At 58.5% G+C, this 12714-nt stretch carries 12 protein-coding genes; 7 read left to right on the top strand and 5 right to left on the bottom strand.

What is annotated here, in order from left to right:
- The first annotated feature begins 10 nt into the window (after positions 1–10).
- Entirely contained in the window at positions 11–214 is a 204-nt protein-coding gene (locus tag ASD46_RS22995; protein WP_060642806.1) for a sulfurtransferase TusA family protein, read from the top strand.
- Positions 215–232: 18 nt separating this feature from the next.
- Here ASD46_RS22995 and ASD46_RS26740 read toward each other — a convergent pair whose 3' ends face one another.
- From ASD46_RS26740 to ASD46_RS22975, 4 genes are all read right to left on the bottom strand, one after another.
- The gene (locus ASD46_RS26740; protein WP_082546237.1) at positions 233–1249 is read right to left on the bottom strand and encodes a class I SAM-dependent methyltransferase; all 1017 of its coding nucleotides are present in this window, start codon (positions 1247–1249) and stop codon (positions 233–235) included.
- A complete protein-coding gene (locus ASD46_RS22985) occupies positions 1249–2478 on the bottom strand; it encodes a DNA phosphorothioation-associated DGQHR protein 1 (RefSeq protein WP_060642767.1) in 1230 nt (409 codons plus the stop codon). Before ASD46_RS22985 ends, ASD46_RS26740 begins: the two co-directional genes overlap by 1 nt.
- The gene (locus ASD46_RS22980) at positions 2475–3023 is read right to left on the bottom strand and encodes a hypothetical protein (RefSeq protein WP_156390091.1); all 549 of its coding nucleotides are present in this window, start codon (positions 3021–3023) and stop codon (positions 2475–2477) included. The genes ASD46_RS22985 and ASD46_RS22980 overlap by 4 nt, the downstream gene beginning before the upstream one ends.
- 203 nt (positions 3024–3226) lie before the next feature.
- On the bottom strand, positions 3227–4360 hold the full coding sequence (locus tag ASD46_RS22975) for an RHE_PE00001 family protein (protein WP_060642765.1): 1134 nt from the start codon (positions 4358–4360) through the stop codon (positions 3227–3229).
- A gap of 481 nt (positions 4361–4841) precedes the next feature.
- Between ASD46_RS22975 and ASD46_RS22970 the strand changes: the two genes are divergently transcribed.
- A complete protein-coding gene (locus tag ASD46_RS22970) occupies positions 4842–6050 on the top strand; it encodes an MFS transporter (protein ID WP_060642764.1) in 1209 nt (402 codons plus the stop codon).
- 100 nt (positions 6051–6150) lie between these two features.
- Here ASD46_RS22970 and ASD46_RS22965 read toward each other — a convergent pair whose 3' ends face one another.
- Positions 6151–7239 (bottom strand): hypothetical protein, encoded by a 1089-nt coding sequence (locus tag ASD46_RS22965; RefSeq protein ID WP_035199154.1) that lies wholly within the window; start codon positions 7237–7239, stop codon positions 6151–6153.
- A gap of 347 nt (positions 7240–7586) precedes the next feature.
- Between ASD46_RS22965 and ASD46_RS22960 the strand changes: the two genes are divergently transcribed.
- The 5 genes from ASD46_RS22960 (at position 7587) to ASD46_RS22940 (ending at position 12656) form a co-directional block, all read left to right on the top strand.
- Positions 7587–8024 carry a hypothetical protein gene (locus tag ASD46_RS22960; protein WP_060642763.1) on the top strand — a complete coding sequence of 146 codons (438 nt, stop codon included), beginning with the start codon at positions 7587–7589 and terminating at the stop codon, positions 8022–8024.
- 129 nt (positions 8025–8153) lie between these two features.
- Positions 8154–8663, top strand: a complete 510-nt coding sequence (locus ASD46_RS22955) for a cytochrome P460 family protein (protein WP_060642762.1) — start codon at positions 8154–8156, stop codon at positions 8661–8663.
- A gap of 183 nt (positions 8664–8846) precedes the next feature.
- Positions 8847–10601, top strand: coding sequence for a cytochrome c biogenesis protein DipZ (locus ASD46_RS22950; RefSeq protein ID WP_060642761.1), 1755 nt, complete (start codon positions 8847–8849; stop codon positions 10599–10601).
- 46 nt (positions 10602–10647) lie between these two features.
- Positions 10648–11406, top strand: coding sequence for an alpha/beta hydrolase (locus tag ASD46_RS22945; RefSeq protein ID WP_060642760.1), 759 nt, complete (start codon positions 10648–10650; stop codon positions 11404–11406).
- A gap of 203 nt (positions 11407–11609) precedes the next feature.
- Positions 11610–12656 (top strand): alpha/beta fold hydrolase, encoded by a 1047-nt coding sequence (locus tag ASD46_RS22940; RefSeq protein ID WP_060642759.1) that lies wholly within the window; start codon positions 11610–11612, stop codon positions 12654–12656.
- The last annotated feature ends 58 nt before the right edge of the window (positions 12657–12714 follow it).

Raw genomic sequence — 12714 nt, 5'->3', positions numbered from 1 at the left:
TCTCCTGGACATGAAGGGGCTTAACTGCCCGATCCCAGTTACGCGAACTCGCAAGGCGGTCCGCAAATTGCCGTCAGGCTCGTACATTCGAGTTGAGTGCACCGACCCTCTTGCGGACATCGATATACCGCATATGGTAAGTTCGGACGGTCATCAGTTGTTGGAAAAGGGTTTCACGGATAGCGTTCGGTGGTACTTGATCCGCTTAGGCTGAGCGAGTCCCCTCGAGGCACTATAGCGACAAAACCACCGTTCGCCATTTAACTTCCTGTCTACCGAGAAGATCTTCGCGCTCACCGAATTCTTGGACCTTCAGACCAAGCGGTCTGCTGAGATCACGAAGCTCTTCGACGGTAACGGGATAGATTTCACGAGCAGTATCAGGCGGCCCTAGGCGCAGGGTGATGTAGATTTTGCCAGCGGGTTTCAAGAGGCTCTTTAACCGGGCTAGTGCGTCTACCCTGTCTTTAGGATGAACATGCATCCAAAGGGCACTCAGGACGATCCAGTCGAAACGCTGCGCAGTTAACTTTTCTAACTTCGGGAGCCGGTCATCGATCCATTGAGCTGAGGAATTCGGATGGAGGCGTGTCGCCAGAGCTCGGAATGAAGCTGCCGGTTCAACCGCCATGACGCTATGACCATTTGCGACCATCCAATTCGCATCTCGGCCAGTACCCGCCCCTACATCCAGGATAGATCTCGGTGGCTTACCCGCCAGCTCATTGAACAGGATTGGATGAGCTTGGTCGAATGGAATCAGCTCATAGTTCTCGGCGAGATCTTTCGCTTGGCGCTCGTAAAACGCCACGGCACGAGCACTGCTATCTTCTCCTATCCATCCTGCTTGTTGGATTGTCGCGCCCATCAGAATCAAACTCGCAATCGCTGCCAAAGTAAGCATTAGCTGGAAAGTTCGCCTCACCATATAGGGACCAGTGAAAAAGCCGTCACCAGGTGCTCCGACAAAACCTTCCGGATCAAACTTCCTCAACCATCCAAGGTACTCTTGCATAATATATCTGAGCCGCTGCAATACGACTAATAGGCCGAAGTTGCCGGCTGCTGCTAATCCCAATAGACAAACTTGGAATAGCGGTGAAGAATCCGTCTTTGAGACCCCAAACCAAAGGCCACCGGTCAAACTCATCGCAATCAATGGGATCTGCCACATCAACTGATTCAACGAGCGGAAATTCTCGGAGTTCTGGTTGTAGGCTGCAAGCTTCGATGCGTCGGCGTCGGCCATCAACGATGCTCTGAACTCGAGATTAATTCTTCAATCGTGCGGCGGATCTTGGTTCTCCCAGACCCTGACGCATTCTTAAACTCAACGTCTGCAAAGTCGACGGACGCCGCTGGTGACAGAACTTTTGAAAAATAGGCGACGCTCACATCTTTCCGCTCAACAGCTTCGCTGACGACCTTCCGAAGTATGTCAAAGAGGGCCTGAACTCCAACAGTTTTGATTATGAAAGAGGTTGGAGCCGCCGCTTGCCAGAAGACGCTGTCACAAGCCTTTAGGTAATTCAGTACAATCGTGTACAAGAGAACATCATTCCCGCTCAGATATACTTCTCGCAAGGGAGTTCGATCTTTCGCTCCATCCCGCAAAATGGATCGTGTGCCAGCCTTCACGGACAACATAATGTTCGTATCGCGCTTCGGGTTGCCCGATATCAGACGAAGGATCCCCTCCACGACGGTTGCGGTTGAAACGTGCCAGTCTCGACTTTCATTCAGTTGTTTCAGCGCCGTGTCTCGCCGAGGAGAAATCGAGATTCTACCACTCAAAGGAGAGTCGCTTTGCGTGTTAAGTCGACGAGTGAGGAACACAGCCAACTTGTCAGGCGTCCACTGTTCCTCAGGCTCCTCATCAATGTTGTAACCGAATAGCTCGTAGGTAAGGCTGCGATCAACCTGCTTCTGCGTGGAGTTGATAGTCGCAAACAGCTGCGCTTGGTAAGGTTTGCTCAATTCCATGAAGACTGAACAGACTAGCTCCATCTCGCGTCGGTCTTCGTCAACTATGTTCCTAAAGCCGTCTAGACGGTGTTGCCCATCGATTATTCCTGCGAGCTTCCGACCGCTTGGTATAGTCAGGTCAAAGGTCCCGTCTCCGTTTTCTGAGACAGTCCACAAATCATCGGCATAACTAGCACTCTCATCCTCATCCGGTGAACCAAGACTGAGAATATGACCTGTCTCAGCATCATAGTTGGCGGCAAGGATAATAGTATTGGGAAACGCTGAATCCGTCCTCTTGATGTAGTCCTCAATCTGCGGCTGGCGCTTATCAGATTTCATGCGCTGCGTGCCGTCCACTCTGTATCCAATGTCGTCATCAAGTCGCGCGCGAAGGCGATCGCTAAAAGCTACGTCAAGTAAGACGTTTGCTGGGATAACCGCGACGTAAAATGTATCTAGTGGCTGAACAACCTTAAGCGCCTTCACAGTGAAAGGGTAACGATCGGTCATGACACAAACCCCTCAGTGTTTCCTTGCAAAGCCATGTTTGGGTCTGGGCCACCTGTCGGCGCATCGATCGGAGGAGGTGGATTATCGTAAAGGCCCGGATTGTCGGCGTTTGCAATCCACCAGACCCACAGCGCAAAAACACAGAATAACGATGCCAAGCCCCACGAAAATTTGCTGGCAGAACTTCCCAAAAGTATCAGTGCTGCTGAAACGCCGAGGGTCAAAATCAGCGAGCTAACAGAGATCGCCATCATGCGACGGTCGTTCACCTTATCGAACATGATCTGCATGGCGGAGGAGCCGATGAGAGCTGGGAAGAAGGTTACGAATGCCGTGAAGAGACCATCAGGAGAAACCGTCTCTTTGGCAGAAACAAACCGCGCAAACTCAAGGAGGACACCAACGCCCCCGAGCACGCAAACCGCGAAAACAAAGTAGCACCAATATACCACCTCACCTCTAGGCTTACGCGTACGCCTTTTCAGCTCCGCCCACGCAATCTTAAATCCATTTTCCCGTACGTCACCAGCTTCCCACGTGCTCACACTTGCCCCCACAACCCCAAATATCTCCGAACATAATATATACTCGCCGTTAAAATATCCTCCGCGTCAAGTCTCCAAGACTTAGCCAACGTCTTGTTCTCACGGCGACATCTTCAAGTTTCCATTATGGTGCCTCTCACGACCACGATCCGGGCAATTAAAAAGGCAAAGCGCGCATAGCTCCTCCATTCAGGCAATGCCTGCTACACCACGCCCCACGCCCGAAACCTCCCCCTCCCCGTCATCTCGCTCAAGCCGAGCTCCAAAACAATGCGCCGCGCCGCCTGCGGCGTGACCTCGAGCGTTTTGGCCACCATCCCGGCAGAGACGAGCGGCTTTGCCATGACGAGCTCTACCAGCTCCGGCAGTTTTGACGACGTTCGCCGTCCTTCCAGTTTTCGCACGAACAGTGTGCGCGCCAGCGATAGCCGGTCATGCTCTTTCAGACCGATCTCGGCGGCCGCCAAAAACCCGTGGGCGATGGCGAGCAACCGGGTCTCCCGATCACGATGCCGGCGCCGATCGACGGGAATGGTTTTCAGTCCGAGATTGATGGCGGCAAGATGCGCGCCGGTCGTGACACCGGCTTGGCGCAGAAGAGAGGCGGCGAGCAGCCGGCCGAGCCAAGGCGCGTGCTGCAGGACGGCAAGCTCGTTCCAGGAATCGAGGGCGACGATCGCCTGCAGAACCGCCGGCAGGTTTTCAACCTGGCGCAACACGCCGCGCCATTCGTCGAGTCGGGCATCCTCATCCCAGTCGAGATCATAGACCAGCGGATCGGCCGGAGCCCGGCCGGACTTTTTGGCTCGTTCGATCGCGGCGTCAGAGCGCGCGAGCAGCGCATCGATGGCCGCGTAGTCAACGCCGGGCAGGCTTTCGACGGCGCCGTCGACATCTTCCCCCTCCCCTTCCGAGTCGATCGCGGCCGCCGGCCAATTTACTTCTGCCGTCGTCGCCTCGTCCCCGCCGCCCGACCCGATCTCCGAGGTTTTCCGCAGCGAGCGGATGCCGTCGGCAGAGAACGCCCAATCCGGCGATTGGCCGGCGATACACCGACGCGTTCGCAGCACATCGCGGGCGATTGTCAGCTCGTGGGTTGGTGTGCGAATATCCCGCGTGGCGTCGTGCAGGACGAGGTCTTCGAGATGGACCAGTTCGCCGTCGATCCACAGCGATGCGCAGGCATCGACGAAGTGGGTGCGCTCGATCCAGCCGGCGCCGACCGGCGAACGGGCGATGCGCTCGTCCAGACGCGCAAGGTCGACACCGGCCCGAAATGCCGGCTCCAACAAGGCTGTCATGCTGATTCTCGCGAGATCGTAAGCCATTGAAATCATGGTAAATGATTTCCTAAAGGAACTCTATATGAATATTCCGGTTCCTTACATGGTATGGCTGTCAGTTGGCGTTCTAACCATCGATAAGTACCCCTTATCATCAGTAGAATCGCTTGATTCGCAGTAAATCAATATAGATATATTTATCATTTATATTAATCTATACTTAAGCATGCCTTATGAACGGGATTCCGGTCAACCAAACGCCCGCGCATTGAGGGCGCGCAGGTGGCAATCGTCGCTGGCCCTGAGGACAAAGAAATCCATCCGGATCAATATGGCCGCATCAAGCTGTGGTTCCCCTGTGATCGCAAGGCAAAGAAGGATGGCACGGATACGTGGGATAATCCGGCCCGCGCAGTGCGCAAGGAAGATTGTGCAACGCACAAATTTCGGAGGAATAGGTATGAAATTCGGATTTTTAGATACATATCATCCGAAAAAATTCGGTTAAAACTCTCCCAACTCAAGGAGAGACACCATGACGGACACGACATCAGAATTTGATGGGTCAACGATTGGCCTGGAGGCCGCAGAGGAACCCGCATGGACCGCCGCAACCTGGTTTGCGGTTCTTTCGATGGCGGCCACCAGCTTTGCGCTGGTATCGGCCGAGTTTCTGCCAGCGGGATTGTTGACGCCCATGGCGCGCGATCTCGGCATTACGGAGGGTACGGCGGGACAAGTCGTCACCGCGACGGCCTCGGTAGGTGCTGTGACCGCTTTGCTGAGCAATGTTCTCATCGGCAAGCTGAACCGCAAGACGGTGCTTGTCGGTCTCAGCGCGCTGGCGATCGGCTCCAACATTCTCGCATCAGTTGCTGCCGATTTCTGGCTATTGTTGGTGGGCCGGGCTGGACTGGGTATTGCGCTCAGCGGCTTCTGGGCACTTTCGGTTGCTGTCGTGGCGCGGCTCGTTGGCGCGAATTCGACCGGGCGCGGCATGGCTATCGTCACACTCGGCGTTTCACTCGCCACCATTGCGGCGCCCTCCATGGGCGCCTTGATCAGCGACTGGGTGGGATGGCGCATTGCCATGTCGATGACGGCGGGGCTTGCCGTCATTGCCATGCTGCTACAAATATTCAGCCTGCCCTCGCTGCCGGCAAGTACAAGCAACAGTCTTTCCGATGTTTTCCGGCTGACGCGGCGGCGCAGCGTTCAACTGGGGATGCTTGCCATCCTGTTGCTGATGACGGGGCATTTTGCCGGTTCGGTCTATGTGCGTCCGTTTCTCGAACAGGTGACGCTGCTTGAGACCACGCCGATTGCTCTCGCCCTGCTCGGCTTTGGCGTCGCTTCCGTGATCGGCAATGTGCTGGGAGGCCGCATGGCAGACACCAGCATCCGCCTCGCGCTCATCGTTACCGCCGCCCTGATGGCATTTGCAACAATCGCCCTCGTCCTATGGGGTGTTCATAGCGGTGCCGCATTCGCGCTCGTCGCGCTTTGGGGTCTTGCCTTTGGCATGGCGCCCGTGGTGCTGCCGACCAACCTTTCCCGCGGCGCACCCGATGCTCTGGAAGCGGCAGGCAGCCTGATGGTTGTTTCTTTCCAGGTGGCTATCAGTATCGGGGCGGTTGTCGGCGGCTATATCGTGGATTCCTACGGTGCCACTGCGCCGCTGGCGCTGACCGCTGTCCTTGCGGCATCCACGGTCGCACTTGCCTTGCTGCAGCGTCGCGATTGACCCTGTCCGTGACGGCAGATACCTAAAACGAAAGTCCTGCCCGGAATTTGGTCCGGGCAGGACATTTGTGAAAAGCCGATTTTTTTTGCCGTCGCTCTGGTTACTTGCGGTAGGAAAGACCACCCCAGATACGGCCTTCGTCTCTGTGGCGGCCACCGTGTACTGCACCAATATAAGCAGCGGCAGCAGAAACGAGTGCGGAAGCGGCCAGCAGGAACGCGGTCAGAATGCCTGCGACGCGCGCTTTTTCTGCAGCATCCGCAGCTTTGGCCTTGGCATCGTCCAACGCCTTCTGCGCCTCAGCCTTCAGGGTTTCGACCTGCTTCTGTGCTTCATCAACCTTCTTCTGCGCTTCCGCCCTGACGGCCTGCACGCGTTCAACCGTCTGGTTTACGCGCGTTTGCGCATCCGTCTGGCTGATGTTAGTGCGGGCAGCGACCTGATTGGCGAGCCATGTCTTGTCGGCATCAGATATCTCACCGGTTGCAAGAAGATTGCCGAGGATGCCGCTGATCTGGCGCTGATAGTCGCCGGCGCTCTGGTCACCCGTCAGAGGGGCAGCGGGCGCATCGGTTCTCAAAAGACTATCCGTGAAATAGTCGATTGGATTGGCTTTCAGGCCCTGCGGAAGCATTTGCTCGATGCTGGGCGCTGCAGCCTGACCGGCTCCTTGTGCCAGACCACCTGCTGCGCTGCCAGCGCCGGAAATGATGCCGCCCGCAAGTTGGCCAGCACCCTGAACGGCGCCACCGACTGCGGAACCCGTTGCCTCAACAGCGGTCTGCGCCACGCTGCCGACAGCTTTGGCGCCACCGGACAGCACGCCGAGCGCGAGAAACGCCGAGACGACCGTGCCGAGACCCCATACGACCAGGCCATTCACACCATCGCGGACGGTCAATTCGTTCCTGTCGGCAGCGCCGGCAGGCCGACGCATGCGGCCGGCAATATAGCCACCCAGCATATAGGAGCCGACCATGGAAATGATGACGAAGAGCGCGGTTATGATGAGCCAGACTGTGCTGACCTCGCCGCCATTGTCCGCCGAGATTGAACTCAGGCCCAGGCCGCCCGCGAACGCGGTGAGAATAGCCATGGCGCCCGAGGAAATGACGGCACCGGCGAAAATCGCTGGCCAATCCACATAGCTGCGGTTTGGATTCGTTTCGATACCCGTTGGATCAACCATCAGCGTAGCCCCAACAATGAGAGGATGAACAGGACGACGACGACGAGGCCGACTAGATAGATGATGGAATTCATGCGATCTCCTCCGAATGGACGATCAATCCTCCGCGTAGCGGCGATTATATGCAGTGAGACATGCGAGCTGATTGCTCCTTCACCAAACTCGCCGCGCTCCAAAAAGTTTCACGACTTCTCGTTGCTTCGGAATGATTTTGCGCAATTCCGCCGGCGAGGTGACGAAAGAAATGTGCTCGTGGTCACCAAAGAGACGTCGCCGAACGCAGGCAAGCAGCATGACCAGCCAGACACAAGCCACCCGAACCAGATTGCGACGGAAGGAGATATACCATGTCTGCAATCGATCGAATTGGCTCCACCGCCTCGCTTTACATACGTTCGCGGCCACAGGACGTTTCCCATGCCGTGTCCAATCCCACACCCGAACGGTCGGCATCGTTGATCGGAGGGGGCGCCGCGCCTTCGCTCTCCTCCAATCTTGCCAACGCACTCTGGTCACTCCGGGGGCAAGAGGGCGGAATAGAAGAGACGCCGCTTGAGGGCGGCGGCACAGGCTCGGATGAGGACGAGCTTAGCCGCTGGGCAAATATGAGCCTTGGTGAGAAAATCCGGGCCCAATATCTGGAGGCGCGGGGATTGTCCGAAGGCGACCTCGCCGCCATGCCACCTGACGAGAGGAAGGCAATAGAGGACGAGATCCAGAAGGCGATAAAGTTCGCGATGGAAGCTCCAAAAGACGATGACGTGAGCGTGCTCGCCGGTCTTTGAGCGTGACATGCCTCCGGGGGCACTGCGCAGTGCTACGATCTGATACATAAATGCGGGTTTCAGGAAACATGCCGGATACCTGCAGGGCAGATCATTGCCTGATCTATTTCGGATCAGGCAGGATTTCTCATGAAGAGGCAGATTTTCTTCGCCGTCGCCCTATCGGGTGCGGCAGCAGGTTTTGGAACCGTTTATTCGAGCTCAGCGGACACGCCGCCGGAACTTGCTTCTCCCATCTATGGTGTCACGCTTCCCGAAGGATATCGTGACTGGAAGTTCATCGCGCCCGCGCAGGAAGCGCCGCTGCTGGACGAGCTTCGCGCTGTTCTGGCAAACGATGTCGCCGTCGACGCCTACAAGAGCGGAACCCTGCCCTTTCCCGACGGCTCGATACTGGTGAAGCTCGCTTATAAGCGGCAGCAATCCACGGAGTTTCCGCCGGCCACGATTCCGGGCGCGGCGACCACAGTGCAGGTGATGGTGAAAGACTCCAGGAAATATGCCGCCAGCCACGGCTGGGGCTTTGGGCGGTTTGTCAACGGCAAGCCGGTGGATGCCGCCCAGCATGAGACGTGCCTCTCCTGCCACGAGGGCAACGTCAAGGACCATGATTTCGTCTTCACGCGATATGCACCGTAACCGATGCCGGGGCTCGGGCGATTTCGCTTTCACGACTGTTCGCCGAACGGCGGCCTCTACACTCGATTACAAATTCACCGAAGCCCGGACACATCAGGGATACGTGAGGCCGGGAAATTGGCGCCATCACCGGGTCGCCTTCGCCGACCGGAGCCCAGAACTCCTGCCTGAAAGGAAAAGATGATGACGTTTCTGGTCATTGCCTATCTCGGAGGGGCGCTGACAATTCTCAGCCCCTGTATCCTGCCCATCCTTCCCTTCGTTTTTGCGCGGGCCGGGCAACCGTTCCTGCGCAGCACGCTGCCCCTGCTTGCGGGAATGGCGGCGACCTTTTGCGCCGTCGCGACACTGGCCGCGGTGGGCGGCAGCTGGGCAATCAGCGCCAATGAATATGGCCGGCTCGCGGCTCTTGCGCTGCTTGCGGTCTTCGGCGTGGGGCTGGTCTCGCCCCGTGCGGCCAGCATCATCACCCGCCCGGTCGTCGAACTCGGCAACCGGCTCGCCAATGCCGCCGGCAAGCCCGGGTCAGTACCGACGATTGCAGGCTCGCTGATACTCGGCATCGCCACCGGCCTTTTGTGGGCACCCTGCGCGGGACCAATCCTCGGGCTTGTCCTGACGGGGGCGGCCCTGAAGGGGGCCAATCTGGAAACGAGCCTGCTGCTTGCCGCCTATGCCGCCGGGGCAGCGACATCCCTTGCCGTTGCCATCCTCATCGGCGGCCGTGTATTTGCGGGTATGAAGCGGTCTCTGGGTTTCAGCGAGCGGGTCCGCCAAGTGCTTGGCGCGGCGGTGCTTGCCGGCGTCACGGTCATCGCGCTCGGTCTGGATACAGGTCTCCTGTCGCAGATTTCCTATGCGAGCACGGCATCCTTCGAACAGCAGGTGCTCGATCGGCTCCGCACCACCAAAGCGCCTGAAGCGGCGACCGCGGCAGGCGCCAGCGCCAGCGCTGCCGCGGCCCGGTCAGAGCTGCCGGTTGAAGGCAAGGCTCCATCCCTCGACGGCGCCGTCGAGTGGCTCAACTCCCCGCCGCTCACGCGTGAGCAATTGCGTGGCAAGGTCGTCCTCGTCGACTTCTGGACCTATTCCTGCATCAACTGCATCCGCACCATTCCCTATGTGCGGGCCTGGGCAAACAAATACCGGGATCAGGGCCTCGTCGTCATCGGTGTCCACGCCCCCGAATTCGCCTTTGAAAAGAAGATCGACAATGTCAGGCAGGCCGTCGCCGGCTTCAAGATCGATTACCCGGTGGCAATCGACAATGATTACAAGATTTGGCGCGCCTTCGATAACAGCTACTGGCCGGCGCATTACCTGATCGATGCCAAGGGCCAGATTCGCTACCACCATTTCGGCGAAGGCGATTATCGGCAGACCGAAGAGGCGATCCAGGACCTGCTGCGTGAAGCCGGTAGTAGCGCTTCCTCCAGCGCACCGGTGAGCCCGGAGGCGACAGGGGCTGAAGCCGGTGCGGATATCGGGCACATGCGCTCCGGCGAAACCTATATCGGCTACGGACAGGCTGAGAATTTCGCATCTAACGAGGCGGTGCGCGCGGACACGCCGCGCGACTACTCCGTCACGACGCCTTCTCTCAACGAATGGGGACTTTCCGGTACCTGGACGGTTGGCGCGGAAGCGGCCACACTTGATGCGGCTGATGGCGGCATAACCTACCGCTTCAGCGCCCGTGACCTGCATCTGGTCCTTGGGCCGGCAAGCGCCGGAAAACCGGTTCGTTTCCAGGTCACCATCGACGGGCATCCGCCGGGCGCAGATCACGGCGCCGACACGGATGCCGAGGGCAATGGCGTCGTCACCTCAACCCGTCTTTACCAGCTCGTCCGCCAGTCCGGCACCGTCGCAGCGAGAACCTTTGCTATCCGCTTCCTCGACCCCGGCGTGCAGGCCTATGCCTTCACGTTCGGCTGAACCTGCATTTTCCTTCCCTTTCCCATCAAACCAAAGGAAAAACATGATGCACCGTCGTCTCATGCCAAAATTCGCGATCGCCATCGCAACCGCACTGATCGCTTTTGCCGCACAGGCGGCGGAGGTGAAGAATATCGTCATAGTCCATGGCGCGCTGGCCGATGGATCGGCCTGGCTCCGGGCGACAGAGATTCTTCAAAGCCGAGGTTTCAACGTCACGATCGTGCAGGAGCCCATCACCTCGCTTGCCGATGATGTGGCGGCCACCAACCGTGTCCTCGATCTCCAGCAGGGCCCGAGCCTGCTCGTCGGACACAGCTACGGCGGCATGATAATTTCGGAAGCCGGCAGTCGACCGGACGTGGCCGGGCTGGTCTATGTCGCCGCCTTTCAGCCGGAGAAAGGAGAGAGCCTTCTCGACCTCGCCGGCTCCAGACCGCCGGCCGGTAACGGCATCAAGCCGACGAAGGATGGCGCGTTCCTTTACCTCGATCCCGCCGTCTTTGGACAGGATTTCGCCGGCGATCTGCCGCGTGAGGACGCGGCCTTCATGGCAAGAAGTCAGGTCTTCGCCGCCAAGGCCGCCTTTGCCGCCAAAGCCGGCGAACCCGCCTGGAAAACCAAAAAAAGCTGGTCGATCGTCGCAACGCAGGACCGGTCAATCAACCCCGATCTCGAGCGTGACATGGCCAAGCGCGCCGGCAGCGCGGTGACCGAGATTGCGGCAAGCCATGCGGTCTTCGCCTCCCAGCCCGATAAGGTTGCAGACATCATCGAACAGGCCGCCCGGCAATCCGCGAAATAAACCGCGCCCGCCTCGAAGTCCAGCACAGCCGCGCCAGACACCGGGGCGGCTGATTGCGTTGGAAGGGCGAGCCAAATGTATCAGTCTGTATCCGGAATGCACCCTGCTACAAAACCATTCACAGTCGGCTCCCTTGGGACACATCGAGGATACACGCACCCTGTTACTTGTCCGGCATCCAACACGGACAGGAGAGACAGCCAATGACTTCCGAGATCAATTTCCAACGCCGCCGCTTCTTTGGCATTGCCGCAATGACGGTTGCCGCCGTCGAATTCGGGGCCACAGGCCTTGCTCATGCCAAGGGCGAAGCGCCTGCGCCTCAGCCGTCAACCGGACGCGACGGAGCGACCTCCTTTGGCGCCCTTAAGCAGGTTGAAGCGGGTGTACTCAGCGTCGGTTACGCAGAAGCCGGCCCCGCAGACGGCCCAGTCGTGCTGCTGCTGCACGGATGGCCTTATGACATCTACAGCTATGTTGATGTCGCACCCATCCTTGCATCGGCTGGATATCGGGTACTTATCCCCTATCTTCGCGGATATGGCACGACCCGTTTTCTCTCGGACGACACGGCACGCAACGGACAGCAGGCGGCGCTTGCGGTCGACATGATTGCCTTTCTCGACGCACTCGGCGTCAAACAGGCCGTCGTGGCCGGTTATGACTGGGGCGCTCGCACCGCCGACATCATGGCCGCACTCTGGCCCGAGCGTTGCACCGGGCTCGTGTCGGTCAGCGGCTATCTCATCGGCAGTCAGGAAATCAATAGAAAGCCACTTCCTCCCAAGGCGGAACTTTCGTGGTGGTATCAGTTCTATTTCGCGACGGAACGCGGCCGTGCGGGTTACGCAGCGAACACCCGCGACTTCGTGCGCCTGATCTGGCAGACGGCATCTCCGACCTGGAAATTCAGTGACGAGACCTTCAATCGTTCGGCACCCGCATTCGACAATCCCGACCATGTGGCCATCACCATCCATAACTACCGCTGGCGGTTGGCACTGGCAGACGGGGAAGCCAAGTACGATAAATACGAGCGCCAGCTTGCGAAACTTCCCGTCATCACCGTGCCGACGATAACCTTGGAAGGCGACGCCAACGGTGCTCCGCATCCAGACCCTTCCGCCTACGCGTCGAAGTTTTCCGGCAAATACCAGCACCGCAACATCAGCGGCGGCATCGGCCACAACCTTCCGCAGGAAGCGCCAGAGGCGTTTGCCAGGGCTGTTCTGGACGTCGCAGAGCTTTAAACTTGCCGAAGCCCGCGAACCGTTGTCTTACTGCATGTGACAGCGGGGCGCGCGGTAG

Source organism: Rhizobium sp. Root491 (assembly GCF_001427205.1).
Classification (GTDB): Bacteria; Pseudomonadota; Alphaproteobacteria; order Rhizobiales; family Rhizobiaceae; genus Agrobacterium; species Agrobacterium tumefaciens.
Note: the sequence above shows the minus strand (reverse complement) of the source record. Positions and strands in the feature narration are given on the sequence as shown.